Source organism: Streptomyces sp. NPDC050548 (genome assembly GCF_044457385.1).
GTDB lineage: Bacteria > Actinomycetota > Actinomycetes > Streptomycetales > Streptomycetaceae > Streptomyces.
Map to the genome: position 1 here is coordinate 143,874 of NZ_JBITGV010000009.1, position 26,625 is coordinate 170,498.

At 72.1% G+C, this 26,625-nt stretch carries 21 protein-coding genes; 11 read left to right on the top strand and 10 right to left on the bottom strand.

The genetic code is table 11. The features are described from left to right. Positions 1-23: 23 nt before the first annotated feature. Complete coding sequence (locus ACIBJH_RS25130) at positions 24-509, bottom strand: ferredoxin (protein ID WP_399119092.1); 486 nt, start codon at positions 507-509, stop codon at positions 24-26. A gap of 36 nt (positions 510-545) precedes the next feature. On the opposite strand from ACIBJH_RS25130, the gene ppk2 reads away from it, so the two are divergent. From ppk2 to ACIBJH_RS25150, 4 genes are all read left to right on the top strand, one after another. Continuing rightward, entirely contained in the window at positions 546-1,349 is an 804-nt protein-coding gene (gene ppk2 / locus ACIBJH_RS25135) for a polyphosphate kinase 2 (RefSeq protein ID WP_399119093.1), read from the top strand. Positions 1,350-1,398: 49 nt separating this feature from the next. After that, entirely contained in the window at positions 1,399-3,117 is a 1,719-nt protein-coding gene (locus tag ACIBJH_RS25140; RefSeq protein WP_399119305.1) for a SulP family inorganic anion transporter, read from the top strand. A 235-nt stretch (positions 3,118-3,352) separates the two neighbouring features. Continuing rightward, entirely contained in the window at positions 3,353-6,088 is a 2,736-nt protein-coding gene (locus ACIBJH_RS25145; protein WP_399119094.1) for a ricin-type beta-trefoil lectin domain protein, read from the top strand. 124 nt (positions 6,089-6,212) lie between these two features. Next, positions 6,213-6,668, top strand: coding sequence for an RpiB/LacA/LacB family sugar-phosphate isomerase (locus ACIBJH_RS25150; RefSeq protein ID WP_399119095.1), 456 nt, complete (start codon positions 6,213-6,215; stop codon positions 6,666-6,668). Between the two features lie 17 nt (positions 6,669-6,685). Here the strand turns inward: ACIBJH_RS25150 and ACIBJH_RS25155 are convergent, their stop codons facing one another. Beyond that, entirely contained in the window at positions 6,686-7,585 is a 900-nt protein-coding gene (locus tag ACIBJH_RS25155) for a LysR family transcriptional regulator (RefSeq protein WP_399119096.1), read from the bottom strand. A gap of 88 nt (positions 7,586-7,673) precedes the next feature. On the opposite strand from ACIBJH_RS25155, the gene ACIBJH_RS25160 reads away from it, so the two are divergent. The 3 genes from ACIBJH_RS25160 (at position 7,674) to ACIBJH_RS25170 (ending at position 10,958) form a co-directional block, all read left to right on the top strand. Further along, positions 7,674-8,792, top strand: a complete 1,119-nt coding sequence (locus ACIBJH_RS25160; protein WP_399119097.1) for a diaminopropionate ammonia-lyase — start codon at positions 7,674-7,676, stop codon at positions 8,790-8,792. Then, positions 8,789-9,946 carry an ArgE/DapE family deacylase gene (locus ACIBJH_RS25165; RefSeq protein WP_399119098.1) on the top strand — a complete coding sequence of 386 codons (1,158 nt, stop codon included), beginning with the start codon at positions 8,789-8,791 and terminating at the stop codon, positions 9,944-9,946. Before ACIBJH_RS25160 ends, ACIBJH_RS25165 begins: the two co-directional genes overlap by 4 nt. Positions 9,947-10,028: 82 nt before the next feature. Beyond that, positions 10,029-10,958, top strand: a complete 930-nt coding sequence (locus tag ACIBJH_RS25170) for an anti-sigma factor RsbA family regulatory protein (RefSeq protein ID WP_399119099.1) — start codon at positions 10,029-10,031, stop codon at positions 10,956-10,958. Between the two features lie 4 nt (positions 10,959-10,962). Here ACIBJH_RS25170 and ACIBJH_RS25175 read toward each other — a convergent pair whose 3' ends face one another. The 7 genes from ACIBJH_RS25175 to ACIBJH_RS25205 form a co-directional block, all read right to left on the bottom strand. Beyond that, a complete protein-coding gene (locus ACIBJH_RS25175; protein WP_399119100.1) occupies positions 10,963-11,325 on the bottom strand; it encodes an STAS domain-containing protein in 363 nt (120 codons plus the stop codon). Next, a complete protein-coding gene (locus ACIBJH_RS25180; RefSeq protein WP_399119101.1) occupies positions 11,322-12,593 on the bottom strand; it encodes a PP2C family protein-serine/threonine phosphatase in 1,272 nt (423 codons plus the stop codon). Before ACIBJH_RS25180 ends, ACIBJH_RS25175 begins: the two co-directional genes overlap by 4 nt. Beyond that, a complete protein-coding gene (locus ACIBJH_RS25185; protein ID WP_399119102.1) occupies positions 12,590-13,402 on the bottom strand; it encodes an alpha/beta fold hydrolase in 813 nt (270 codons plus the stop codon). The genes ACIBJH_RS25180 and ACIBJH_RS25185 overlap by 4 nt, the downstream gene beginning before the upstream one ends. Positions 13,403-13,523: 121 nt before the next feature. Next, positions 13,524-14,399, bottom strand: a complete 876-nt coding sequence (locus ACIBJH_RS25190) for an RNA polymerase sigma factor SigF (protein WP_399119306.1) — start codon at positions 14,397-14,399, stop codon at positions 13,524-13,526. A gap of 116 nt (positions 14,400-14,515) precedes the next feature. Further along, positions 14,516-15,373, bottom strand: a complete 858-nt coding sequence (locus ACIBJH_RS25195) for a DUF1206 domain-containing protein (protein WP_399119103.1) — start codon at positions 15,371-15,373, stop codon at positions 14,516-14,518. 112 nt (positions 15,374-15,485) lie between these two features. Then, a complete protein-coding gene (locus tag ACIBJH_RS25200) occupies positions 15,486-16,340 on the bottom strand; it encodes a hypothetical protein (protein WP_399119104.1) in 855 nt (284 codons plus the stop codon). A gap of 7 nt (positions 16,341-16,347) precedes the next feature. Further along, complete coding sequence (locus ACIBJH_RS25205; protein WP_399119106.1) at positions 16,348-17,172, bottom strand: hypothetical protein; 825 nt, start codon at positions 17,170-17,172, stop codon at positions 16,348-16,350. A 123-nt stretch (positions 17,173-17,295) separates the two neighbouring features. On the opposite strand from ACIBJH_RS25205, the gene ACIBJH_RS25210 reads away from it, so the two are divergent. Beyond that, positions 17,296-17,958 (top strand): response regulator transcription factor, encoded by a 663-nt coding sequence (locus ACIBJH_RS25210; protein ID WP_399119107.1) that lies wholly within the window; start codon positions 17,296-17,298, stop codon positions 17,956-17,958. After that, complete coding sequence (locus ACIBJH_RS25215) at positions 17,955-19,319, top strand: ATP-binding protein (protein ID WP_399119109.1); 1,365 nt, start codon at positions 17,955-17,957, stop codon at positions 19,317-19,319. The genes ACIBJH_RS25210 and ACIBJH_RS25215 overlap by 4 nt, the downstream gene beginning before the upstream one ends. Before the next feature lie 20 nt (positions 19,320-19,339). On the opposite strand, the gene ACIBJH_RS25220 is transcribed toward ACIBJH_RS25215, so the two are convergent. Next, positions 19,340-20,131: a hypothetical protein gene (locus tag ACIBJH_RS25220; RefSeq protein ID WP_399119110.1), complete on the bottom strand. Its 792-nt coding sequence runs from the start codon at positions 20,129-20,131 to the stop codon at positions 19,340-19,342. A 377-nt stretch (positions 20,132-20,508) separates the two neighbouring features. On the opposite strand from ACIBJH_RS25220, the gene ACIBJH_RS25225 reads away from it, so the two are divergent. After that, complete coding sequence (locus ACIBJH_RS25225) at positions 20,509-23,781, top strand: FtsX-like permease family protein (RefSeq protein WP_399119111.1); 3,273 nt, start codon at positions 20,509-20,511, stop codon at positions 23,779-23,781. 23 nt (positions 23,782-23,804) lie between these two features. After that, positions 23,805-26,618, top strand: coding sequence for a hypothetical protein (locus ACIBJH_RS25230; RefSeq protein WP_399119112.1), 2,814 nt, complete (start codon positions 23,805-23,807; stop codon positions 26,616-26,618). The last annotated feature ends 7 nt before the right edge of the window (positions 26,619-26,625 follow it).

Below are 26,625 nucleotides of genomic sequence, written 5' to 3' on the forward strand. Positions count from 1 at the left end.
GGCGAAGAGGGCGCCCGCGCCCGTCAGTTCAGCGTCGCCAGGAACTCCGTGCAGGCCCGCGCGCAGTCCCGGCAGGCGCGGGCGTCGACCTCCGTGTCCGGCCGCTCGTCGAAGAGCTGTGCGCACTCCAGGCAGACGAGCAGGCACCACTTGGCCTGGAGGCGGAGGGTGGGCTCGTCCTGGAGGTTCCGCTCGGCGAGCATCCGGCAGGTCGCGTCGCAGACCTCCGCGCACCACAGCGCCTTCTGCCGTACGAGTGCCTCGTGGTCGGTGGCGTCCGGATCCGTGCGGCTGACGCGCAGCACGCAGGCCCGCGCGCAGGCGGTGCAGGCCTGGGCGCAGGCGAAGCGGTCCTCCAGAAACCGGACGAGCTCCTGTCGGGTCGTCATCGCTGTCACGAGGTCCGGGTTGCCGCCGTCGGCCGCCACAAACCCAGTGGACGGGTGTCCGGGGGTGCGCGGGCGCCCGGCGATCAGTACGGTGCTGTCCAGGTGTTCGACCTTGGACACGGGAGACCGCGCATGTCATCGAGGGGTTGAGGCGGCATGGCCGGCAAGAAGGCGGCAAAGCTGCCGCGCGAGGCGTACGAGACCGAACTGCTGCGTCTGCAGACGGAGTTGGTGAAGCTCCAGGAGTGGGTGCGGGCCGAGGGCACCCGGCTGGTGATCGTCTTCGAGGGCCGGGACGCGGCGGGCAAGGGCGGCACCATCAAGCGGGTCGCGGAGCACCTCAACCCGCGCGTCGCCCGGATCGCCGCGCTGCCGAAGCCGACCGACCGGCAGCGCACCCAGTGGTACTTCCAGCGGTACGTCGAGCATCTGCCGGCCGCCGGGGAGATCGTGCTGTTCGACCGGTCCTGGTACAACCGGGCCGGTGTCGAGCGGGTGATGGATTTCTGCTCCAAGGAGGAGTACCAGCTGTTCCTGCGCCAGTGCCCGATCTTCGAGCGGATGCTCGTGGAGGACGGGATCGTGCTGCGCAAGTACTGGTTCTCGGTGAGCGACGCCGTGCAGCAGGACCGGTTCCGGCGCCGCCTTGAGGATCCGCTGCGGCGCTGGAAGCTCTCGCCGATGGACCTGGAGTCCATCACCCACTGGGAGGACTACTCGCGGGCCAAGGACGAGATGCTGGTGCACACCGATGTCTCGGAGGCCCCCTGGTACGTCGTCGAGAGCGACGACAAGCGCCGGGCCCGACTGAACATGATCGCCCACCTGCTCGACTCCCTCCCCTACCACGAGGTGTCCCCGCCGGTCCTCGAACTCCCGCCCCGCCCGCCGTCCACCGGCTACCAGCGCCCGCCGCGCGACCTGCAGACCTACGTCCCGGACCACGCGGCGAGCCTCTGAAGCGGGCGGATCGAGGAACACCGTGTCCCACAGCCCGGGCGAGCGCCGCATGGAGTGGCGGCGGCTGACGCCCGGAATCGCCGCGCTGGCCAAGTATCGGCGTGCCTGGCTGCGCGGCGACCTGCTGGCCGGTGTCACGGTCGCCGCGTATCTCGTCCCGCAGGTGATGGCGTACGCCGGGGTCGCCGGGCTGCCCCCGGTGGCCGGACTGTGGGCGATCCTCCCCGCGCTCGCCCTCTACGCGATGCTGGGCTCGTCCCGGCTGCTGTCCGTGGGTCCCGAGTCGACGACCGCGCTGATGACGGCGACCGTGGTGGGCCCCCTCGCGGCCGGCGACCCGGGCAAGTACGCCACCCTCGCCGCCGCCCTCGCGGCCACGGTCGGCCTGCTGTGTGTGGCCGCGTGGGCGGTACGGCTGGGCTTCGTCGCCGATCTCCTCTCCCGCCCCGTGCTGATCGGCTATCTGGCGGGCGTCGCCCTGATCATGATCGTGGACCAGCTGCCCAAGCTCACCGGGGTGCCGACGACCGGCTCGGCCTTCTTCCCCCAACTCTGGTCCTTCGTACGGCACTTGGACCACCTCCACGTGCCCACGCTGCTGTTCGCCGCCGTCGTGCTCGCGTTCCTCTTCACGGTGGCTCGCATGTCCAAGGCGGTGCCCGGTCCCCTGCTGGCCGTGGTGCTGGGCACGGCGGCCGTGGTGATCTTCGATCTCGACGACCGGTACGGCATCAAGGTGATCGGCCATGTCCCCGCAGGGCTCCCCACCGTCGGCCTGCCGGACCTCACCGAGCTGCCCCACCTGGTGCTGCCCGCCCTCGGTGTCCTGCTCGTCGGCTACACCGACTTCATCCTCACCGCCCGCGCCTTCACCGGCGGCGACGAGGACGAGGGCCCCGGTCTCGACGCCGACCAGGAGTTCCTGGCCCTGGGCGCGGCCAACATCGGCGCCGGTGTCCTCCACGGCTTCCCGGTGAGCAGCAGCGCCAGCCGCACCGCGCTGGCCTCCTCGACGGGCGCCCGCAGCCAGGCGTACTCGCTGGTCGCCGGGGCGGTCGTCCTGGCGGTCCTGCTGTTCCTGAGCCCCCTGCTGTCCCGCACCCCCTCGGCGGTGCTCGGCGCCCTGGTCGTCTACGCGGCCGTCCGCATGATCGACCTCACCGGCTTCCACCGCCTCACCACGTTCCGCCGCCGCGAACTCCTCCTCGCCCTGGGTTGCCTGGCCGGAGTCCTCGCCCTGGACATCCTCTACGGCGTGATCGTCGCCGTGGGCCTGTCGGTGGCCGAACTCCTCACCCGCGTCGCCCGCCCGCACGACGCCGTCGAGGGCCTGGTCCCCGGCGTGGCCGGCATGCACGACGTGGACGACTACCCGCAGGCCCGCACCATCCCCGGTCTGCTGGTCTACCGCTACGACTCACCGCTCTTCTTCGCCAACGCGGAGAACTTCCGCCGCCGCGCCCTGGCCGCGGTCGACCAACAGGCGGTCCCCGTACGGTGGTTCGTCCTCAACACCGAGGCCAATGTGGAGGTGGACATCACCGCCCTGGACGCGGTCGACGAACTCCGCCGCGAACTCACCCACCGCGGCGTGGTGTTCGCCCTGGCCCGGGTGAAGCAGGACCTCCGCGACGACCTGGAGGCGTACGGGCTGGTGGACTCGGTCGGCGAGGACCACATCTTCCCCACCCTGCCGACGGCGGTGGCCGCGTACCGGGAGTGGAGCGGCGGGGCCGCCGGTCAGGGTTCGGCGGCCTCGGCGCCGTAGCGGCAGGCGAGTTGGCCGGAAGCGTGCTGCCCGAATCACCGGCGCACAGGTCAATAGGTATAGACCCTTGACTCCAATTCAACACGTCCCCACACTGTCGCACAAACCTCCACGGACAGCTCTGTCGGCTCTGCCGGCTTGCGTTGAGAGCGCTCTCCGAAGCTGTCCTCACCCCCCGCTGGAGAAGGACGACACCGTGCGAAGAACCTTGAGGCACCTCCTGCCCTTGTGGGTCATGGCGCTAGTCGCCGCCCTCTGTTCGGTCGGCGCGCAGCCGGCCCTGGCCGCCGCGGCGGCCACCACCATCACCGTGGACGGCGGCCAGAGCGGCCGGACGTTCGACGGGATCGGCGCGATCAGCGGCGGCGGGGGCAACTCCCGGCTGCTGCGCGACTATCCGGCCGCCCAGCGCTCGCAGATCCTGGACTATCTGTTCAAGCCGGGCTACGGCGCGAACCTGCAGTTGCTGAAGCTGGAGATCGGCGGCGACGCCAACTCCACCGACGGCGCCGAGCCGTCCATCGAGCACACCAAGGGACAGATCAACTGCGACGCGGGCTACGAGTTCTGGCTCGCCGAACAGGCCAAGTCCCGTAACCCGGACCTCAAGTTGTACGGTCTGGCCTGGGCCGCCCCGGGCTGGATCAGCGGCGGGTTCTGGTCCACCGACACCATCGACTACCTGATCTCCTGGCTGGGTTGCGCCAAGCAGCACGGTCTGACGATCAGTTACCTCGGCGGCTGGAACGAGCGGGGCCACGACGTCAACTGGTACATCCAGTTGCGGTCCGCGCTCGACAGCGCCGGATACGGCTCCGTGCAGATCGTGGGCGACGACTCGGGCTGGAGCGTCGCGGACGACATGGCGAGCAACTCCGCCTTCAACAACGCCGTTTCGGTCATCGGCGCCCACTACCCCTGCGCGGGCGGCGACGGCGGCAGCGCAGACACCTGCTCCAGCACCACCACGGCGAAGAACAACGGCAAACCGCTGTGGGCGTCGGAGAACGGCTCCCTCGACATGGACTCCGGCGCCCCGGCGCTGATCCGTTCGATCGTGCGCGGTTATGTGGACGCCCGGATGACCGCTTACCTCAACTGGCCACTGGTCGCGGCCATTTACCCCAACCTGCCGTTCAGCACGGTCGGCCTGGCCACCGCGAACTCGCCCTGGTCCGGCAACTACGCGGTCGGCGAGGACACCTGGGCGACCGCGCAGGTCACCCAATTCGCCCAGCCCGGCTGGAAGTTCGTGGACTCCGCGTCGGGCTATCTCGGCGGCACCGAGTCCAACGGCACCTACGCGACGCTGAAGTCGCCGAACGGGTCCGACTACTCCACGGTCCTGGAGACCACCACCGCGACCGCGGCTCAGACGGTCGACGTGCAGGTGCGCGGCGGTCTGTCCACGGGCGCGGTGCACGTGTGGGCGACCCGGGTGAACAGTCCCAGCCCGGCGACCGACTTCGTGCACACGCAGGACATCACCCCGACCGGCGGCGCGTACTCGCTGACGCTCCAGCCGGGCTGGATCTACACGGTCACCACGACCACCGGCCAGGGCAAGGGCACCGCCACCGCGCCCGCCGCCCACGCCCTCGCGCTGCCGTACAGCGACACCTTCGACAGCTACGCCACCGGCACCGAGGCCACGCATCTCTCCGACATGCAGGGCGCGTTCGAGGCACGTCCGTGCGCCGACGGCCGGTCGGGGCAGTGCGTGCAGCAGGTGACGCCGGTCAAGCCGATCGAGTGGCAGGACGACTCCGACGCCTTTTCGCTGCTCGGCGACCCGACCTGGACCGACTACACCGTCAAGGTCGACGTCAACCTCCAACAGGCGGGCACGGTCGAGCTGTTGGGCCGGGCCAACACCCAGAACCGGCCGCAGAGCCACCAGGCCGCCTATCTGCTCCGGGTGAGCGACACCGGCACCTGGTCCATCGTCAGGAGTTCGGCGGCCGGCACGCTGGCCACCCTGCTCTCCGGAACCCGGGCCGCGCTCGGCACCCACGCCTGGCACACGCTCTCCCTCGGCTTCTCCGGCGACCGGATCACGGCCACCGCCGACGGCACCAACCTCGGTGCCACGGACGACAGTTCGTACTCGGCGGGACAGGTCGGCCTCGGTGTGGTGGGCTACCAGACCGACCAGTTCGACAACCTCTCCGTCACCGCGAACCCGCCGGGCAACCACGCCGGCATCCTCAAGGGCCGCCAGTCCGGCCTGTGCGCCGACGTCCCCGGCGCGAGCCGGACCAACGGCACCCAACTCGCGCTCTGGGACTGCAACGGCACCGCGAACCAGGCCTGGACGCTGACCCCGGCGGGCCAACTCACCGTCTACGACGGCACGAAGTGCCTGGACGTCAAGGGCGGCGCCACCGCCGACGGCACCTCGGTGCAGATCTACGACTGCGACGGCACCGCCGCCGAGAAGTGGACCGTGGACAGCGACGGCTCGGTGGTCAACCCCGCCTCGGGAAAGTGCCTGGACGCCACCGCAGGGGGCACCACCCCGGGCACCCTGCTGGAGCTGTGGACCTGCACCGGCGCCACCAACCAGAGCTGGCTGCGCGGCGCGGTCTCGGCCCCCCTCAAGGGCCAGGAGTCCGGCCGCTGCGTCGACGTCCCCGGCGCCAACCAGGCCAACGGCACCAAGCCCGCCCTGTGGGACTGCAACGGCGGCACCCACCAGACCTGGACCTCGACGGCCACCAACCAGCTGACCGTCTACGACTCCAAGTGCCTTGAGGTCACCGGCGGCGCCACCGCCGACGGCAGCCCGGTGGAGATCTGGGACTGCAACGGCGGCGCCCACCAGCAGTGGCGGGTGCGTTCCGACGGCAGTGTCGTCAACGTCGGCTCCGGCAAGTGCCTGGACGCGGTCGGCCACGGCACGGCCAACAGCACGGCGCTGGAGATCTGGACCTGCACGGGCGGCGCCAACCAGAACTGGCGCCGGTCGTAACCGTCACCGGCCCCCGCCGGGTCGTAGGCCATGGGTCTGTTCCTGGTCTCGACCCGGCGGGGGCTGCTCCCGTGCATGCGGGCGGAGATGGCACGGAACGCGTCCGCTGAGTAGCCTCCGGGGCATGCGGATCTCTGTTTCCTCGGACATGGACGGACCTGTGGCGCGTGCTCTCGTCGCGGAGTTGCGCGAGCGCGGTCACGAGGTGCTGACGCACGGGGCGCTGCGGCCCGGTGACGACCCGCAGTGGGCGGTCTGCTCGGAGGCGGCTGCCCGCGAGGTGGCCGCCGGGACCGCGGACCAGGCGGTCGTGTGCTGCTGGACGGGTACGGGCGCGTCGATCGCCGCGAACAAGGTCGCGGGCGTACGGGCGGCGCTGTGCACGGACGCCTACACGGCGGACGGCGCGCGCCGCTGGAACGACGCCAACGTGCTGGCGCTCGGTCTGCGCCTGACGTCCGAGCCGCTGCTCAAGGAGATCCTCGACGCCTGGTTCACGGCGGAGCCGAGCCCGGACGCCGACGACCGGGAGAACGTGGCCCGTGTCGACCGGCTCGACCTGAACAGGACCTCTCCGTGAGCGAGTTCGCGTACTAGCTAGGGCGCGATGGCCTGCCGGAGTGCCTCGCGGCAGGCCCTGATCGCCGGGTGGGGGCCGCGTCCGCTGCGAACGGCGGTGAACAGGGAGCGGGTGCGATGGCCCTCGGGGAGTTCCCGCAGCGCGACAGCGGGCGGGCTGCCGTTCCACGCGAGGTCCGGCAACAGGGCGGCGGCATGGCCCAGTTCGGCCAGTCGCAGATGCAGCACCAGGTCGGCGGACTCGAAGCGCACATCGGGTTCGAAACCGGCGGTGCGGCAGAGTGCGGTGGCCCAGTGCCGGGCGGGTGAGCCCACGTGTTCCATCACCCAGGGGTGGTCGGCCAGCGCCCGGAGCGCCTCCATCGGGCCGGTGTCCTGGTCGCGGGGTCTCGGGGTGGCCAGGCGCAGTGGGTCCTCGCAGAGGGGTTCGTGTTCGAGTTCGGCGGGCCGGGGGTGCGGGTTGCCCGGGTACTCCTCGGTGATGACGAGGTCGAAGTCGCGGGCGAGGAGGGCGGGCAGCGCCTCGCTCGGCTCGGCCTGGGTGACCTCGACCCGCAGGCGGGGGTGGGCGTCGCGCAGCAGTGTCAGCGCGGTCGGCACCAGGGCGAGGGCCGCGGTCTGGAAGGAGGCGATGCGCAGCGTGCCGGTGAGGTCGGCGAGGGAGGTGGCGATGTCCGCCTCGGCCTCCTCCAGCCGCTTGAGCACGGCCTCGGTGTGCGCGACGAGGATCTCCGCCTGCGGGGTGAGCCGCACCCGGCGCCCCACGGGCACCAGGAGCGGGACGCCGACCTCGGATTCGAGTTGTGAGAGCTGCTGGGAGACGGCCGAGGGGCTGTAGGACAGCGCGGCGGCCACGGCGGCCAGTGTGCCGCGGTGCTTCAGCTCGCGCAGGAGGCGCAGTCGGTGCAGGTCGAACACCACCGGCCTCCATCGGTCAGTTTTTCTGATGAATACTGTTCGAAAACATGCGCTGGACTGATCATACGATTGATCACACGCTGATCATGTGTCCCATACCTCTCTCCTCTCCGGCAGCTCCGCCCCGCGCCGCCTGCCCTGGTACGTCAGATCCGTCGCCCGGACCTGGACCTGTGCGCCGCCTCCGGTAGGGGTGCGGGACTTCCACGCCGGACTGCCCGGCTACGCGCCCACTCCCCTGATCGAACTCCCGTCCCTGGCAGTCGAGTTGGGGGTGGGGCGGGTGTTCGTCAAGGACGAGTCCGCGCGCCTGGGGCTGCCCGCGTTCAAGGCGCTGGGCGCGTCCTGGGCGATCCACCGGGTGCTGGCCGGGCGGACGGACGGCGGCCTGGTACGCCTGGTCACCGCCACCGACGGCAACCATGGCCGGGCCGTGGCCCGGATGGCTCGGCTGTTCGGGCAGCGCGCCCAGGTCTTCGTGCCACGGGGCGTCCACCCGGGGGCCGTGACCGCCATCGAGGACGAGGGCGCGGACGTGGTCCTGGTGCCCGGCTCCTACGACGAGGCCGTGCGCCGGGCGGCCGAGGCGGCGGCGGGCGGGCTGGAGTGCGTGCTCGTGCAGGACACCGGCTGGCCCGGCTACGAGCGGATCCCCGGCTGGATCGTCGAGGGCTACTCCACCCTGTTCGCCGAGGTCGACGAACAGCTGGGCGCCGGGGCGCCGGGCCTGGTGGTGGTCCCGGCGGGTGTGGGCTCGCTCGCGCAGGCCGCCGTCACGCACTACCGCAGCCGCCGGGACGAAGCCGCCGCGACCGCGTTGTTGTCGGTAGAGCCGGTCACCGCGGCCTGTGTACTGGCCGGCCTCGGCCGTGGGGAGCCGGTCAGTGTGCCGACCGGCGACACCACCATGGCCGGCCTCAACTGCGGCACCGTCTCCAGCCTGGCGTGGCCCCTGCTGCGCGACGGTCTGGACGCCGCCGTCGCGGTCACGGACACCGACAGCGCGGACGCCGCCCGCACCCTCGCCGCCGCCGGTGTCTCCGCGGGCCCCTGCGGTGCGGCCTCGCTCGCGGGCGCCCGCGCCGCGCTGACCGGGGAGGGTGCCGTCGGACGCCGTAGAGCCCTGGCCGTCGGTTCCGACTCGACCGTGGTGCTGCTGAGCACCGAGGGCACGGCCGCCAACCCCCACGCGGAGGAGCAGCGATGACGCGGAAGCCCGAAGTACTCGATCCTGTACGGCTGTTGGAGCGGCTGGTCGCGGTCGACTCCGTCAACCCCGGGCTCGCGGCCTCGGGCGCGGGCGAAGGGGCGATCGCCGACCTGTGCGCGGACTGGCTCGGCGCGCGCGGGTTCGAGGTCCACCGGCTGGAGCGGAACCCGGGCCGTCCGTCGCTCGTCGCGATCGCCCGGGGCACCGGTGGCGGCCGTTCGCTGATGCTCAACGGGCATCTCGACACCGTGGGTCTGGGCGGCTACGAGGGCGAGCCGCTCAGCCCCCGGATCGAGGACGGGAGGCTTTACGGGCGGGGAGCCTGCGACATGAAGGGCGGTGTCGCGGCCATGATGATCGCCGCCGCCCGGGCCACCGCGCGGGGCCCGCTGCGCGGGGATGTGCTGCTCGCCTGTGTCGCCGACGAGGAGAACACAAGTGCCGGTACGGAGGAGGTACTTGAGTCCTTCACCGCCGACGCGGCGATCGTCACCGAGCCCAGCCGGCTCCAAGTGATCCTCGCCCACAAGGGGTTCGTCTGGTTCGACGTGATCGTGCACGGGCGGGCCGCCCACGGATCGCAGCCCGGCCTCGGCATCGACGCCATCGCCAAGGCAGGGCATTTCCTCGTGGCCGTCGAGGAGTTGGGCCGCCGCCTCGCCGCTGCCGAAGGGCACCCACGGCTCGGCTCCGGCACCGTGCACGCCTCCGTCATCCACGGCGGCGAGGAGCCCTCGACGTACCCCGCGCAGTGTCGGATCACCCTCGAACGGCGGACCGTGCCAGGCGAGGACGCCGACACCGTCCAGGCGGAGTTGACCGCGATCCTCGACCAACTCGCCGCCACCGTCCCGGACTTCAGCTACGAGCTGCACCGCGGCCTGCACCGCGAACCGTTCGAGGGAGACCCGGACCAGCCCGTCGTCCGCACGCTGCTCCGACACGCACGGTCCGTCCTCGGGCACCCACCGGACGTCCTCGCCGAGCCGTACTGGACCGACTGTGCCCTCCTGGACCGGGCCGGGATCCCCTGTCTGCTCTTCGGAGCCGACGGCGCGGGAGCCCACGAGGCCGTCGAATGGGCCGACATCGCCTCCCTGCACCATCTGACCGACATCCTCACCGACACCATCACGGACTTCTGTTCCTGACGGCCTCACGGGTGCCGCCGTAGACTGCCGCGCGTCGTGGACATGTTCCGGCCGGGCCGACGAGGATCGAGGTGGCGGTGCGATGAGTGCGGTCACCGGCGGTCGGCCCTTCGCGCATCCCGCGCTGTTCTACCGGGGCGAGGAGCAGTACACGGCGGGCACGGTGCCGTTCGTCCGGGAAGGTCTGGCGGCCGGGGAGCCCGTCGCGGTCGCCGTTCCGGGGCCTCGACTCGCCCTGATCAGAGCCGAACTCGGGCCGGGCGCCGACGACGTGCGGTTCCTCGACATGACCGAGGTCGGCCGCAATCCGGGGCGGATCATCCCGGGTGTGCTCCGGGCCTTCGCCGACGCGCACTCCGGCGGCCGGGTGCGGATCATAGGGGAACCGATCTGGCCCGGGCGCTCCGCCGTGGAGTACCCGGCGTGCGTCCAGCACGAGGCGCTGATCAACTCCGCTTTCGAGGACCGTGAGTTGACGATCCTGTGCCCCTACGACGCGGACCACCTGGCACCGCAGGTGCTCGCCGACGCCCGCGCCACTCACCCGCTCGTGATCGACGGACAGGGTCAACTCCCCGCCGGCTCCTACGATCCCGAGCGGATGATCGCCCGCTACAACGTGCCGCTCGTCCACCCGCCGGGCGCGGCTTCCCTCTCGTTCGACACGGGCGAGCTGCCCAAGTCCCGCTGGTTCGCGGTCCAGGAGGCCGAGCGGCTGGGCCTCGCGGGCGTACGGCTCCAGGATCTGGCGCTGGCCGTCGCGGAGTTGACCACCAACAGCGTGGTGCACGGGGGCGGTTCGGGGACGCTGCGGATCTGGGCCGAGGGCGAGCAGATCGTCTGCGAGGTCGAGGACCGCGGCCGGCTCACCGACCCGCTGGCCGGCCGCCGCCCGCCCTCACGCGACCTGCCCGGCGGGCGCGGGCTCCTCCTGGTCCACTCCGTCGCCGACCTCGTGCGGGTGCACACGGCTCCGGAGGGCACGACGATCCGGTTCCATCTCGGCCGGTGACGGTTCAGGTGCGGGCCGCCGGAGGGGTCCAGGCCGCTTCGGCGGCCTGTGCGGTGGGGTGGGTGGAGAAGACCTGGTCCAGGCCGACCGTGTGGAAGATCCGGTCGAGGTGGGCGGGGACCGCGGCCAGGGCGATGTCCGCCCGGGCGGCGAGGGCGTGGTTGCGGGCCGCGAGCAGCGCGGTGATGCCGCTGGAGTCGCAGAAGGTGACCCCGGTCAGGTCGACGACGAGCTGCTGGCCGTCCCGGAGCACGAGTGCGAGCAGGAGTTCGCGCACCTCGGCGCAGTTGTCGTAGTCGAGCTCGCCGGTCAGTTCGACGACGGGGCCCGCGGGCGTGGTCCGGGTCTGTACGGCGAGTTGAGTCACTGCAGCTCTTCGCTGGGCGGTCGGGGCACGTTGATGGCGAGGACGGCGGTGTCGTCGTCGATGCCGGTGCCGAAGGTGTCGAGCAGGTCGCGGATCGCGGCGACGGCGTCCGAGGCGGTGGTGGGGGCCAGCGCCCGGGCGAAGTCGAGGAGGGCCTCGTCCCCGTATCGGTCGCCGTTGCCGGTGCGGGCCTGGCGGGCCTCGGTGACACCGTCCGTGTACAGCAGCAAAGTGTCGCCCGCCGCCAGATGGACGGTGGCGGTGGCGATGTGGGCGTCCGGCAGGACACCGATGAGCTGTCCGCCGGGGGTGTCCACCTGGTCGGCGCTGCCGTCGGCGCGCAGCAGCAGGGCCGGGGGGTGGCCGCCGCTCGCCAGGGTGATACGGAAGCCGCCGTGCTCGCCCTCGGGGGTGAGCAGTCCGAAGACGACCGTGCAGAACCGCGGGTCGTGGCCGTTGTACTCGTGGTTGAGGACGGTGTTGAGATTGCTCAGGACGGCGGCCGGGTCGGGGTCGTAGACGGCGGCGGCGCGCAGGGTGTAGCGGGCCAGTGAGGTGACGGCGGCCGCGGCGGCACCCTTGCCGCACACGTCCCCCAGGAACAGTCCCCAGGTCCCGGCGGAGAGCGGGAAGAGGTCGTAGAAGTCGCCGCCGACCATGTCGGTGGAGGCGACGTGGTAGTACGCGGCGACATCAAGTCCGGGCACGTTCACGAGAGTTGGCGGCAGCAGGGTCTGCTGCAGGGTGGCGTTGAGGCGCATGAGTTCTTCGCGTTCGTGCTCGGCCTGGCGGCGGGCGCGCAGCAGTTCCGTCTCGTAGGCTCGGCGGTCGCGGGCGTCGAAGACGGTGGTGCGGATCAGCAGCGGCCGGCCGTCGTCGCCGGTCTTGACCGTGGAGGTCACCAGCACGGGCAGCCGGCCTCCGTCGGTCGTCCTCAGCTCCAGGGCGATCCCGCTGACCTCGCCCTGGATGCGCAGCAGCGGGGCGAAGTGGGTCTCGTGGTAGAGGCGGCCGCCCACGGTGAGCAGGTCGGAGAAGGTCCTGCGGCCCACCAGGTCGCCGCGCTCGTGGCCGAGCCAGTCGAGGAGCGTCGTGTTGATCTTCGCGATGGTGCCGTCCATGAGGGTGGACAGGTAGCCGCAGGGCGCGTGCTCGTAGAGGTCCTCTGCGCTGTCCTCCAGGAGGGCGGAGAACGCGGCGTGGTCGGTACCGGGCTGTTTCCCGGGTTGTCTGTGCTCGCCGCTCCCGGTCTCCCCGCTGATGTTCATCGGCGGGTGGCCCCGACGAATTCGGTGATCGCGGCGGCCGTCTCCTCCGGCGCGGCGAGCTGGGGGCAGTGGCCGGTCGCGTTCAGGGTGACCAGGCGGCTGTCCCGGATCCGGGACCGTACGAACTCGCCGACCTCCGGGGGCGCGATCGCGTCCCGGGAGCACTGCGCGACGAGCGTGGGCACGGTGACGCCGGCGAGGTCGTCCCGGTTGTCCGACAGGAACGTGACGCGGGCGAAGGAGCGGGCGATCTCCGGATCGGTGCGGCAGAAGCTGTTGGTCAGCTCCTCCCCCAGTTCCGGGCGCTCCGGATTGCCCATGATCACCGGTGCCATGGCGCCCGACCAGCCCAGGTAGTTCGCGTCCAGCGAGCCCAGGAGCTCGTCGATGTCCTCGGTGCTGAACCCGCCGCGGTAGCCGGTGGCCGGGTCGTCGACGAAGCAGGGCGAGGGGGCGAGCAGCACCAGGCCGGTGAACGCCTTGGGCTCCCGCGCGGCGGCCAGGACGCCCATCATCGCGCTCACCGAGTGCCCTACGAAGGTCACCGGGCCGAGTTCCAGGTCACGGCAGATCTCCAGCACGTCCTCGGTGTAGCCGTCCAGCGTGGAGTAGCGCTCCGGGCTCCATGCCGACAGATCGGAACGTCCCGCTCCGACATGGTCGAAGAGCACCACGGTGAAGTCGCGTTCCAGGAGCGGCACCACCAGCCGCCACATGTGCTGGTCGCATCCGAACCCGTGCGCCAGCACCACCACCGGCCCGTCGGCCCGGCCGGTCACCGTCACCCGGTTTCTGCTGCGCACGTCCATGGGGCCCATCCTCACAGACCGCCGCCCCGACCACCTCGTCCACCTGCTCCGGGAATCGTTCCAGCAGCTTCGCGCCAGGAGTGAGGGTGAGCGGATCGTGCTCCTCACCCATCCGTGGGGATCACGGGGAGAGCAGGCCGATGCGCAGCTTCTTGAGGGTGCGGTTCAGCAGGCGGGAGATGTGCATCTGCGAGAGGTTCAGTCGGCGGCCTATCTCGGCCTGGGTCAGCTCCTGGCCGAAGCGCATCTCGATGATGGTCCGCTCCCGTTCGTCGAGCCGTTGCAGGAGCGGGGCGAGCGTGTGGAGGTCCTCGAACAGTTCCAGGGCCGGGTCGGCGTCGCCCATGGTGTCCGCGTACTTCGGCGCGCCGTCGGTCTCGTCGTCGCCGCCCGGGGTGTCGATGGAGCCTGCGACGTAGCCGTTGGCGGCGATGAGTCCCTCGATGACCTCGTCCTCGGTCAGTTCGAGGTGGGCGGCGAGTTCCTTGACGGTGGGGGTGCGGCCCAGTTCGGTGCCGAGGCTCTCCTTGCTCTTGGCGAGGTCGACCCGGAGTTCCTGGAGGCGGCGCGGGACGTGCACGGCCCAGGTGGTGTCGCGGAAGAAGCGCTTGATCTCGCCGACGATGTAGGGGATCGCGAAGGAGGTGAACTCGACCTCGCGCGTCAGGTCGAACCGGTCGATGGCCTTGATCAGGCCGATCGTGCCGACCTGGATGACGTCCTCCATGTCGCCGCTGCCCCGGTTGCGGAAGCGGCGGGCGGCGAAGGCCACCAGGGACAGGTTCATCTCGATCAGCGTGTTGCGCGCGTACTGGTACTCGTGGGTGCCCTCCTCCAACTCCCGCAGCCGGTCCAGGAAGAGGCGCGACATCACGCGTGCGTCCTTGGGGGCGACCCTGGACCCGTCCTCGATCCACGGCAGTTCGTCCGCTGCCTGCCGTGTTCCCGTGCGGGCAGGGGCAGTTGCGCCGAGGGTGTTCGCGGAGGAAACCACGATGCCGCCTTAAGTGGGAGGACAGGACGAACCCCACGTGCCCGCTCCGCGCGACTTCATGTCCGCGCGGACCGATATTTGTTTCCCGGCCCTGTCCACCGGATTCGTCGGGGCACCGGTCACAGGCGGCGCCAGCGTGCCGACGCGAAGGAGAAACCGCCGAACAGGACGAGCCCGACGGCCACCGCGACCAGCAGCCACGGGCCCGCCGGAGTGTGCGCGAAGGTGCGGAGGGTGGCGTCCATGCCCTTGGCCTGGTGCGGGTCGAAACGGACGGCCGCCACCAGCACGAAGACACCCACCCCGGCGAACACGGCACCCCGCGCCGCACCGCCGCCCGCCCCGAGAGCGGTGACGAGCTGCCGTACCCGGCGGCTCATCCTCCCGGTCTCCAGCCTTCGCAGGAAACGCCGCAGCACCGCGCGCACCGCCAGGGTCGCGCCGACTCCGATCAGGACGCAGCCGGCGAGACCCACCAGCACCTGGCCTCCGGGAAGTTTCAGCGCCGACGCGGTCCAGTCCCGGGACTTCGCGTCACTGCCGGAGGTGCCGCCCGCACCGGCCGCGAAGGACGCCGTACCCCAGCAGACGAAGCCGTAGAACACGGCCCGGCCGCCGTCCGGCAACCGTGAACCGACCTTGTTCTTCGGCCCCTTGACCAACAGTGCCCGGGAGCCCCGCCAGATCGCCATGCAGCCGAAGCCGACGACCAGCATCCACAGCATCGCCTTTCCGAAGGGCTGCGCGGCGACCTGCTGCAACGCGCCCTGCCGGTCCGCCTCCCGGCCACCGTCACCGAACGCGATCCGCAGGGCGAGGGCGCCGACGAGGACGTAGACGACGCCTCGTGCGACGAATCCGGCACGCCCCATGGCGGACAGCGTCTGCTTCCCCTCGGCCGCTCCTGGCGCACGGCTTCGCCCGCCGTTGGAACTGCCGTTCCGTAGGCCCCACTTGTGCGTATGAGACGACGTCATGATGCCTTTCCTGGAAACACTGGCCGGGCCGATGTGCGGGCGCACGTCATGTGGCCCGCCCTCTCGCGTGCCCCGGTCGGGCGTTTCGATGTCCGGCGTACGGGCGGAGTGGTCAGCCCGTCCGCTCGGTGACCCGGTCGCGTTCCCCGCCTGTCCCGGGCGGCGGGGAGGCGAGCCGGGTGACGCTCCGGCGTTCCTTGAGGAGGGCGTGGCCCGTCAGGGCGATCAGGATCGCGAGGAGGACGGCCGACGAGCCCGCCGTACCGAGGTCGAGGCCGCCCTTGGCGGTCGGCTTGGTGAGGAAGTCGCCGGCCGTGGCGCCGAGTGGACGGGTCAGGACGAAGGCGATCCAGAACAGCAGGACGTTCGGGACCGCCGGCACCTTCATCAGGGCCAGCAGGACCAGCAGGGCGCCGGTGACGAGCGCGGCTCCGCCGGCGTAGCCGAGGCCCGAACTGTCGGAGAGGAAGTCGCCCATGGAGGTGCCGAGGGTGTTGGAGACGAGGATCGCCGTCCAGAACAGGGTTTCGCCGCGGAAGGTGACGATGTCGCGGATCTCGAACGTCATCCCGCTCGCCTTCCAGAGCGCGAAGACGAGCAGCAGGACCGAGATCAGGATGGCCGCGCCCGTGGGGTAGCCGAGGCCCAGGCCCTGCGGTCCCCAGCCCAGTGAAGTGGCGCCGTTCGCAAGGTACTTGGCGCTGCCGTCGCGGTTCATGAAGTCGGAGAGTGTGGTGCCGGCCGTGCTGGTGGACAGGATGACCGTCCAGTAGAAGAACGGGTTGTAGCGCCGGGAGCGCAGTTGGACGGCCAGGGTGACCACGAAGATCGCGAACAGCGCGACCGTGGTGAGGAAGTAGCCGAGTTTCAGCGTCTGGGCGAAGAGGTCGCCGGCCGTCTCGCCCAGAGTTGTCGCCGCGATCTTCATCACCCAGAAGGCGAGGGTGACGTGGGGCAGTTTCCGCATCGTTCGGTCAGACCGCCTGTCGTACGAGGCGCTCGGGGTCGCCGACGTCCTTGCGGGTCACCGTCAGATACACCACCAGTCCGAGGATGACCGCCAGGAAGAGCCCGCTGGTGACGACGGTGCCGAAGCCCAGGCCCCCGTCGCCGGTCGGCTGGGAGAGGTAGTCGCCGATCGAGGCGCCCAGCGGACGGGTGAGGATGTAGGCGATCCAGAAGCTGCGCACCGCGTCCAGGCCGAGGGCGAAGTGGGCGATCCCGACAGCGGCGATGGCCAGGGCGAACAGGACGGCGGACAGCCGGTAGCCGAGGTTCATCCGCTCGGAGACGAGGTCGCCCGCGGCGGTGCCCAGCGCGAAGGTGAACAGGACGGCGAGCCAGTAGAAGGCCTCGCGGCCGGTGGTGTCGATGCTGTGGATGGACAGCGTCCGCTCGCGCCGGTACCAGACCACGAAGACGACCGCGAGGACGAGCGCGAACACCGTGGTGCTCGTCTCCAGCGGCACGCCCATGTTGTCGGTCAGGTTGTCGCTGATGAGTGTGCCGACCACGCTGATCAGGGCCACGGCGAGCCAGTAGACGCCGGCGCGATAGGCCCGGGTACGGAACTGGACCACCAGCGCCACCGCCAGCAGCCCGCTCATCAGCACGGACACACCGGTCAGGCCCAGCCCCGCCTTCTCGTTCAGCAGGTCGGCGGCGGTCTCGCCGACCGTCGTGCACAGCACCTTGATGATCCAGAAGTAGAGGGTGACTTCCGGCACCTTGTTCCAGCGCGGCCGGGCGGCGACACCGGGCGCGCTGTTCGCGGACGTCTCGGAGATTTCGTATGTCATGCGGCCCGACCGTGCCATCGGATACCTGAACGCATCCTGACTGCCGTGCGGCGCGCTCCCACTCCGTCATCGTCTACAGTGCCGTAGACGGTCTACAGAATTGTAGTCACCCAGGGGAGCAGCATGCGCCGGACCATCCTGGTCGTCGAGGACGATCACGCGCTGCGGGACGTGCTGATGCGCGGCTTGCGTGACGAGGACTTCGACACCGTCCCCGCGTCGGACGGCGCCACCGCCCTGCGGCTGGCCACCGACGACATCTGTGCCGCCGTGCTCGACATCGGGCTGCCCGACGCCGACGGACGGGACGTGTGCCAGGCGATGCGCGCGAACGGGTTCCGCTCCCCCGTCCTCTTCCTCAGCGCGCACCACCGGCTGCCCGACCGGCTGTCGGGGTTCTCGGCCGGAGGCGACGACTATCTGTCCAAGCCCTTCCATCTCGCCGAACTCGCCGCCCGGCTGCGGGCGGCGCTCAAACGGGCCGCGCCCCCGCCCGCCGCCACGGCGGGCGACCTGGTGCTGGACGCCGTCCGGCACACGGTCGACGTCCGGGGATCGCGGGTCGATCTGACGCCGACCGAGTTCCGGTTGCTGGCCGCGCTCATGACGGCCCACGGCGGGATCGTCAGCCGCCGCGAGCTGGTCCGGGCGGGCTGGCCCGAGGGGGCCCGGGTGCACGACAACACCCTCGACCAGTACCTGACCCGACTGCGCCGCAAGCTGCGCGCGGCGGGCAGCGAGCGGACGATCGGCACGGCTCGCGGGATCGGGCATCACCTGGCATGAAGGGCCTTCTTCGCCGGTGGCCCGCGACCGCCCTCCTCCGCGGTGCTGGACCCCGCACGCTTCGCGGCCGGCTCTCGCTCGTGGCGCTCGTCACGGCCACGCTGCTGATGCTGGTCCTGACCGTCGCCTTCAACTCCGTGGCCGGACACCGCCTCCAGCACCAGGCCGACGACGAACTGCGCACCCGCGCCGCCGCCGTGGCCACGACGGTCGAGACGAGCGGCCCGACGGTACGGGTCCTGGAGACCTCCCACGACGAACTCCTCGACGCCGACGTCTGGATCTACTCCGGCCGGCGGCTGCTGGAGGCGCCGCCGGCCGCGGGCGCCCTGACCCGGGTCGCCGACGCGCTCGCCTCCCGAAGCGGACAGCGGTGCGTCACCACCGACGTGCACGGCCCGCTGCGCCTGTGCTCCTACCCGATCTCCGGCGGCGCCACCGTCGTCACCGCGCTGGACCTCTCCCCGTACCGGAGCTCGGCCGACACCCTGCTCCTGGGATCGCTCGCCCTGGACGCCGTCATGCTCGCCTGCACCTACGTCCTGACCCGGCTGGCGGTCGGCCGCGCCCTGCGTCCCGTGCGCACGATGACCGACCAGGCCGGCCAGTGGAGCGCCGTGGCCTCCGGGGAACGCTTCGGCAGCAAGCGGCATCCGGCCGAACTCGCCCGTCTCGGCGCGTCGTTGGACGCCATACTCGACCGCATCCGCACCCTGCTGCGCCACGAGCGGCAGCTCACCGGGGAACTCTCGCACGAGCTGCGTACACCCCTGAGCCGGATCATCGCCGAGCTGGACTGGTGGCGGGCCCGCCCCCGCACGGCCGACCAGACCCGCGCCAGTCACCAGGTCATCGCGGAGGCCGCCGAGTCCATGCGCACGATCTGCGACACCCTGCTGGCCGACGCCCGCGACGGCACGCTCACCGCCCCGGGCACCGCGGAGACCCTGCCCACGCTACGGCGGCTGGCCGAAGTCCCTTGCCTGGAGGGCTACTTGACGATCACCGTCGACGGCCCGTCCCTGGTGGCCGGAGTGCCGCCCGCCCTTCTCGAACGCATCGTCAGCCCGCTCCTCGCCAACGCGGGCCGCTACGCCCGCTCCACCGTCGCCGTCCGCGTGCACCGCACAGCCGACGGGGTGGGCGTCGATGTCGTCGACGACGGCCCCGGCGTACCGCCGGCGTTCGCCGGGCTGCTCTTCGAGCCCGGCCGACGGGCGGATCCGGACGACGGTCACAGCGGGGCGGGCCTCGGCCTGCCCCTGTCCCGCCGCCTCGCCCGCTCGGCCGGCGGCGAGGTGACGCACGACGCCGGGCACACGCCCGGGGCACGGTTCGTGGTCACGCTGCCCGCGGGGTGACCACGAACCCGTCCCTCATCTCATGCCGCCCCGCCCTGGCCGACATCCTTGCGGGAGAACGCCAGGTACCCCACGAAGCCGAGGATGGCCACTGTCCAGGACAGCGTGACCGGTCCGAGCCCCATGGCGAGGCCGCCCCGGCCGTGGCCCACGGCCATCCAGTCGGCGACGGACGCCCCGAGCGGGCGGGTGATGACGTACGCCGTCCAGAACGCGGCCACCGCGTTCAGGCCGCCCCACCGGTGGGCGATTGCCGGAACGGCGATCGCGACGGCGTAGAGGACGGCGGAGCCCAGGTAGCCGAGGCCGATCGTGGCGGTGAGGTCCCCGGCGGCGGTGCCCAGGGCGAAGGTGGCCAACACCGTGGCCCAGTAGAAGAGTTCGCGCCGCCGGGTGTGGATGCTGTGGATCGACAGGGTGCCTTCGGAGCGGTACCAGAGGGCGAAGACCGCGGCCAGCGCGAGCATGAAGAACGGCGTCGAGACCGCGTACGGCACACCGAGGCCGACGTGCAGGACGTCGGCGGCCATCGTGCCGAAGACGCTGACCATGACGACCGCGGTCCAGTAGATCCAGGCCACGTACCGCCGGACGGCGAGCTGCACCGCCAGGGCGCCCACCAGGGCGAGTCCGCCGAGGCCGACGGCGGGGATCGGGCCGAACGCGTGGGCCAGGAAGTCGGAGGCCGTCTCGCCCATCCCGGTCGTCAGCACCTTGATGATCCAGAAGTAGACGGTCACCTCCGGCACCTTGCTCGCCGTGTTTCGTGCGTGGCCCGGGGGCCGGTGATGCGTGAGGTGATCTGTCGTCATGGCAGGCACGATGACACGGTGTCCGGCGGTCGTCCCAGCCCCCTTTGCCAGAGCTTTGGTGCTTCTGGTGCGTGAGTTGGCCGAGGCCCGTCCGAGCCTGAACACAACCTGAACGCGGCGGCCGAAGCCCTGGTCAGCGGCGTGCGACCGGTGATAGAAGCACCGCTCCCGCGCCCCAACTGAGGCCATCCGCAAGGTCGGTTCGCGGGCGCCGACGATCGACGTTTCTTGCGTCGCCCGAAGAGCGCCTGGTAGGACTGTGACGCGCCGTACGTCACATGTTCGATTCTGCGGGGGTTCATGTGGTCGCCACGGCCGTCAGGTCTTCGCCGCGGCGAGGCCCCGGCGCTCCGCGTCCGGCCCGGCGCCGACTTCCCGTGGTCGCCAGGCGGGCCGCCCAGCACGGGCTGGTGCTGGCCGCCGTCGCGGTGACCGTGCTGCTGTGCGCGACGGCACTCGCCACCCTCGCCTCGCTGGCGGGCAGTTCGGTGCAGGCCGGTGCCGTACGGCGACTGGCCGCCGATCTCGACGCGCAGGTGAACGTCAACGCGTCCTTCCGGGCCGGAGGCATGGCCGCAGCCGACCGCGATGTACGGGCCGCCGCCGACCGGGTCTTCGCCGGGGTGCCGCAGCGGACCTATGTGGGACTCCTGGGCACCTCGCCGGTCTCGGTGACGGGCGTCGACGGGGTCGCGGGCGCACCGCGCACCCCCGGAGGCACCGGGCTGCATCCGGTCGCGGTGCAGGACGGGGGCAGCTTCGGGCGGTTGGTGGCCGGGCGGTGGCCCGCCGGTACCGCGGACGCTCCGGCCGGCGCGTTCACCTCGCTGCCCGAAGTCAGGGTCTCCACCGGGTCCACCGCCCCGGTCGACACCGCGGTGCCCGACGCGCTGGCGAAACGCCTGGGCATCGGGCCCGGCTCCGGTCTCCGCGTGCAGGACGCCTTCAACCGCACCATGACCCTGCGGATCACCGGCGTCTTCCGGGCGACCGGCGCCGTCGGGTTCTGGCCCGCGATGGCCGGCGACCTCGCCGAGGGAGAGACCGCGGACCAGGACCTGTTGGTGGTCTCGCCGTCGGCCCTCAACGGCAGCGCCGTCCTGAACGGGCATCTGACGGCCCACTGGAGTGTGCAGCCCGACCTCTCCCGGCTCGACGCGGACGGCCTCACCGCTCTGGGCGACCGGCTGCGCGCCTTCTCCGGCAGCCAGAGCGGCGTGTCGGTGTTCGGCGGGCATCAGCCGTCGCTGGCCGATGTGACGGTGGCCTCCGGACTGCCGGGCGCCATCGACGAGTTGACGGTGCCGACGGTGGCCGCCCGGTCCTCGCTGTACCTGCCGAGCGTGCTGCTGGCGGTCCTCGCCCTGGCCACCCTGGTGCTGGCCGCCCGCGAGCTGACCGTGCGCCGGCGCGAGGAGCTGGCGCTCCAGCAGGCCAGAGGCGCCGGCACCCCGCGGCTGCTGCGCGGCGCGGCGGCCGAGTGGGCGCTCACCGGTGTCCCGGCCGCCGTCGCCGCCCCCTTCCTGGCCGGGCTGCTGCACCCCGGCCGGCGGGGCACCGACGCCTGGGCCGCCGTAGGTCTGACCCTGCTGGTGCACGCGGCGGCCGTACTGCTGCCCGTACTCCCGTCGGCGCGGTCGCGGCCGACCCGGGGCGCACGGGCCGCCGCCGCACAGCGGCTGGGCGCCGATGTGGCCCTGCTGGCCGTCGCGGCCCTGGGCTATCTGGAGTTACGACGGCACCACTCGCTGATCTCCGACGTGGGCACCGGCAGCGCCTCCGCGGACCCGGTGCTGGTCCTGGTGCCGACCCTGGTGGCCGGTGCCGCCGCGCTCCTGCTGCTGCGGCTGCTGCCGCTGACCTCGCTGCTGCTGGACGCGTTCGGCCGGCGTGGTCGGGGTCTCGTACTCCCGCTGGCCGGTTGGCAGTTGGGCCGGCGGGCGGCGCGCAACGCGGGACCTGTGGTGCTGATGTGTCTGGCCATGTCGGTGAGCGCCTTCGCCACCACCGCGCTGGCCTGTCTGGGCGGTCTGGCGTCCGAGCAGGCGGCGTTCACCGTGGGCGCCGATGTGCGGATCTCCCCCTCGGCGGACGACGGTTACCCCTCCCCTGTTCTGGGCGCCGCCTATCGCGCGCTGCCTGCGGTGACCGGTGTGACCCCGGTGACGCGGGCGTCGGTGAACCTGCCCGGCGGCATCACCGAGGACCTGGTCGGCACGGTCGGCGGGCCCGCTCCCCGCACCCCGGCACCGGTCGTCCCCGGCATACCGCTCCCCGGGCGGCCGACCGCGCTGCTGCTGGACGAGCGGCTGCGCAGCGACGGCAACCGTGTGGCGCCGAGCGTGGAGTTGACCGTGCAGGACGCGTCCGGCCTGGTCAGCGTCGTGACGACCCGGCTGCCCACCGCCGACGGCGCCGGACACACCGTCGCGGTCCCGCTCGGCGTGGCGCTGAGCGGCGGCCACCCACGGGAGTATCCGCTGACCGTGACCGCCCTCAACGTCCTGCCACAGCCCGACACGCGTCCGGCGCGGCTGGACCTGGAACTGATCCGGGTCGGCGCACGCGACACCACGGACAGATGGGTCACCCGGCTCCCCGGCGAGCAGGTCTGGGCCGACGGCACGGACCACGCCTCCGACGCCACCGAGGGCGCCTGCAAAGGGCAGTTGACCGGCAGCTACGAACCCGGCACCTCCGGGGTGTGCTCGATCGCCCCGGGTGCTTCCGAGGTGTTGCGGACCGTCATCAGCACCGGCATCCGGCCCTCCCGGGCGACCTCGGACGCGTTCGGCGGTCTGTCCGGCAGCGACTACGACACCCAGCCCGGCAGCCAGGTGCGGCTGGTGGCGGGTCCGGCGGGCGGTCCGGCGCCGCTTCCGGTGCGCGTCGACGCCACGGCGCTGGGCGAGGCACGGCTGAACGTGGGCGGCACGACCACCCTGGACCTGGGCGAGGGCCGGGTCACCGCCCGGATCGTGGGCAAGGTCGACTCGCTGCCGGGACTGGGCCGCGGTCAGGGCCATCTGATCGCCGATCAGCGGCAACTGGCCACCGCGCTGACACAGGCGGGCGTGGACCAGGAGGATCCCGCGTTCTGGTGGCTCACCAGCACCGACAGCGCGCGTACGGCCGCAGCCGTGGCGGCACAGCCCGCGCTGGGCCGGGTCACCACCACGGCACAGACCGCCGCCTCCCTCCGGGCCGACCCGTTCCGCACCGGACTGCGCCGGGCGCTGGAACTGGTCCGCTACCTGGCCCCCGGTTTCGCGGTCATCGCCTTCACCGTGCACGCGGTGGTCTCCACCCGGCAGCGGCGCAAGGAGTTCGCGCTGCTGCGCGCGATGGGCGTCCGCGCCAAGAGCCTCTCCGCGCTGCTGGGCGCCGAGCAGCTGAGCCTGGCGCTGTTCGCGGTGGTCCCGGGTGCGCTGATGGGTATGGCGCTGGCCGCGGCGGTGCTGCCGCTGGTCACCGTGGACGACAGCGGACAGGCCCCGTATCCGCCGCTGCCGCAGATCATCCCCTGGGGCACCGTGGCGCTGACGGCGCTGGCGACCGCGCTCGCCATCAGCGCGGTCGTCCTGGCACTGGCCCGGCTGCTGTCCCGGGTGGATCTGGTGCGTGTGCTGCGAGCGGGGGAAGACCGTTGAGCCGTACGGCCAAAAGCGTGTGGGTGACGCGCCGCCTGATCCGCAAGGAGACCCGAGGCGACCTGCCCCTCCTGGCCTGCCTCGCCGTGCTGGTCCTGGCACTGACGGCACTGTGCGCCTGGGCCCCCGCCTTCGCGGGCGGCCAGGAGGACCGGGCGCTACGGCAGCGGGTCGACGCGGCGCAGTCCCAGGCGCCGCTGATCAGCCTGAGCACCACACCCGAGGTCTTCACCACCCAGCCGCCGACAGTGGACATGGCCACCCTGCTCGGCGCGGGCCGCTCCCTCACCAAGCAGCTCGGCGGCGGGGCAGCCCGGCACGTGGCCTTCACCGGCGGCGGCAGCTACGACTACGACCAGGCGTCCCTGCTCTCACCGCGAGCGCCCGGCCCGGCGAACACCAGCACCCAGCTGACGGCCAGCTATCTGCCGTCCGCGCGGGCCCATCTGCGTTACGTCAGCGGACACGCGCCGGCCGACCGCACACCATTGGCCACCGCGCCCCAGATCGGGTTGTCGGAGAGCACCGCGCGGGCGCTGGGTGTCCGGGTCGGCAGCCGGCTGACGCTGGCGTTCGCCAAGACGCCCGGGGTGCAGAACGCCCCGCCCCAGGCGGAGTTGCTGGTGAGCGGGGTCTATCGCACCACGGCCGCGACCGACGGTTTCTGGACCGGCCGGGAGACCCTGGACCAGCCGTCGCGCCATCCTCAGGAGCGTTCCGCGGGCACCGTGCTCGCCGTCCGCGGTCTTGTCGGCCTGGACGCCGCCGATCTGCTGGCCGGCGTCGGAGTGGGCGGCCCGCGTGTGACCTGGGAGTTGCGCGCCGACCTGTCCGGGGCTGCGCTCGACCGGGCCCGCGCCCTGACCGGGCCGCTGTCCCAGTACAGCGCGGACCTGAGCGCCGCCCTGTGCCAGGGAGTCGACCCGATCACGGGCGACATCGCCTGCCAGGTCGGCGGCCAGATGACCGGGCCCCTGCTGCTGGCCGACTTCCTGACACCGATGCTCGCCGCGTTCACCGCGCAGGACCAACAGGCCCGATCCCTCGCGACGTTCGCCGTCGACGCGCTGGCCGCGGTCACGCTGGCCACCGCGGCCGTGGCGGTACGACTGCTGCTGCGCCGAAGGCAGGCGCACCTGCGGTTGCAGCGGGCGCGGGGCGCGTCCACCGCGCGGCTGGTGCTGCTGCGCTGTGCCGTGGCCTGGCCGGTGGTGCTGACCGCCGCGCTGCTCGGCTGGGCGGCCGGACGGGCGCTCGCACCCACCGGCACCTCCGGATCGCCGCAGCCGCTGCCCGCCGCCTGCGCCACCGTCGTGGTGGCGCTGACGGTGCCGCTGATGACCTGGCTCGCGGTCCGCGAGCCGCGCAGACCTGGCCGACTGCGGCGCACACGCCGGAAGACGGTCGTCGGCCGACGCCTGGTACTGGAGCTGACGGTGCTGCTCGCGACGGCGGCCGGTGTGGTCGCGCTGCGCTCGCAGGGCCCGGACGGAATTCTGGGCGCGGTCCCGGTGCTGGTGGCGCTGGCCGTCGTACTGCTCCTGCTGCGGATCTACCCGCTCGTCCTGCGCCTGGTACTGCGGCGGGCCCGGCGCGGCCGGGGAACGGTGGGCTTCGTCGGAGCGGCGCGGGCCGCCCATGACGCCCCGGCGACCGGGCTGGCGTTGTTCGTCCTGGTGCTGACCCTGGGCACGGCCGTGTTCGGCGGCCTTGTGCACCGTACGATCGACGACGGTCTGGCCTCGGGGGCGGCCTGGGCCACCGGCTCCGACGCGAGCGCGACCGTGTCCGGGACCGAAGCCTCCGCCGGCACCACGGCGCCCCCAACGGCAACCTCCGGGATACGAACCGCCGTTCAGCGGCTGCGCATCCTCGACCTGGCGGGACAGGCCGACGGCGCGGCGATCCCCCAGGTCGCCGTGATCACCGTGGATCCCCGCCAACTGGCCGCCGTCGCCCCGAAGTCGCCGCTGGCCGAAGCCCTGCTGTCGTCCGGGCTGACGAGGCCCCGGGCCGACGCGAGCACCCCGCTGCCCTCCTTCCTCTCCCCCGGCCTCCGGGCGAGGGAGCGCACCGGCGACTTCACCACCACGGTGGTGACACCGGGCCGACCGCCGGTGGACCTGACCCTCGAACCGGTCGGCACCCTCACCGCCGCGCAACTCGACGACCCCCTCCTCGGGCCGGTCACGGCGCAGATCCCCACCGGCACACCCCTGCTGATCACCACGGCCGACGCCGAAGGGCTCCTGCCCCAACAGCCTTCTGGCAGCACCGTGTTGCTCCTCAAGGGCGACACTCCCGCCGGCACCGCACCCGCGGCACTGCGGTCGGCGGCGGCCAGGGCGCTCGGGCCGCTGGCCCGGATTCGCGTCCGCTCCGAAACGCTCAACGCCCTGCGCTCGGACGGCCTGACGCAAGGACTCGGCACGATCTACACCGTCGCCTCGATCCTCGCCGCGCTCACGGGCCTGCTCGCGCTCGCCCTGGAACTCACCCTCACCTCCGACGAACGCAGCCGCACCACGTCGTTCCTGCGCACGCTCGGGCTCGGCGGCAAAGAAGCAGGAGCGCTGCACTTCCTCCAACTGCTCCCGCTGGCGGTGGCCTCGGCGGTGGGCGGCACGCTGCTCGGACTGCTCGAACCGCGGCTCATGGCAGGGACGTTGGACCTACGGCAGTTCACCGGCGGGCCCGCCCAGCCGGCACTGCGGACCGACTACTCCCTGACCCTCGCGCTGGTCGCCGGCGTGACCGCGCTGATCCTGACGGCGGCCGCCACCGAGACGGTCCTGGCCCGCCGACGCCGGTTGGCGGCGGTACTGCGCCTGACCTGAACGCCCG

Coding starts and splice junctions, on each gene's coding strand:
- ppk2 (WP_399119093.1), top strand. CDS start 546: ATGGCCGGCAAGAAGGCGGCAAAGCTGCCGCGCGAGGCGTACGAGACC.
- ACIBJH_RS25140 (WP_399119305.1), top strand. CDS start 1,399: ATGGAGTGGCGGCGGCTGACGCCCGGAATCGCCGCGCTGGCCAAGTAT.
- ACIBJH_RS25145 (WP_399119094.1), top strand. CDS start 3,353: ATGGCGCTAGTCGCCGCCCTCTGTTCGGTCGGCGCGCAGCCGGCCCTG.
- ACIBJH_RS25150 (WP_399119095.1), top strand. CDS start 6,213: ATGCGGATCTCTGTTTCCTCGGACATGGACGGACCTGTGGCGCGTGCT.
- ACIBJH_RS25165 (WP_399119098.1), top strand. CDS start 8,789: ATGACGCGGAAGCCCGAAGTACTCGATCCTGTACGGCTGTTGGAGCGG.
- ACIBJH_RS25170 (WP_399119099.1), top strand. CDS start 10,029: ATGAGTGCGGTCACCGGCGGTCGGCCCTTCGCGCATCCCGCGCTGTTC.
- ACIBJH_RS25180 (WP_399119101.1), bottom strand. CDS start 12,593: ATGAACATCAGCGGGGAGACCGGGAGCGGCGAGCACAGACAACCCGGG.
- ACIBJH_RS25185 (WP_399119102.1), bottom strand. CDS start 13,402: ATGGACGTGCGCAGCAGAAACCGGGTGACGGTGACCGGCCGGGCCGAC.
- ACIBJH_RS25195 (WP_399119103.1), bottom strand. CDS start 15,373: ATGACGTCGTCTCATACGCACAAGTGGGGCCTACGGAACGGCAGTTCC.
- ACIBJH_RS25200 (WP_399119104.1), bottom strand. CDS start 16,340: ATGCGGAAACTGCCCCACGTCACCCTCGCCTTCTGGGTGATGAAGATC.
- ACIBJH_RS25205 (WP_399119106.1), bottom strand. CDS start 17,172: ATGACATACGAAATCTCCGAGACGTCCGCGAACAGCGCGCCCGGTGTC.
- ACIBJH_RS25210 (WP_399119107.1), top strand. CDS start 17,296: ATGCGCCGGACCATCCTGGTCGTCGAGGACGATCACGCGCTGCGGGAC.
- ACIBJH_RS25215 (WP_399119109.1), top strand. CDS start 17,955: ATGAAGGGCCTTCTTCGCCGGTGGCCCGCGACCGCCCTCCTCCGCGGT.
- ACIBJH_RS25220 (WP_399119110.1), bottom strand. CDS start 20,131: ATGACGACAGATCACCTCACGCATCACCGGCCCCCGGGCCACGCACGA.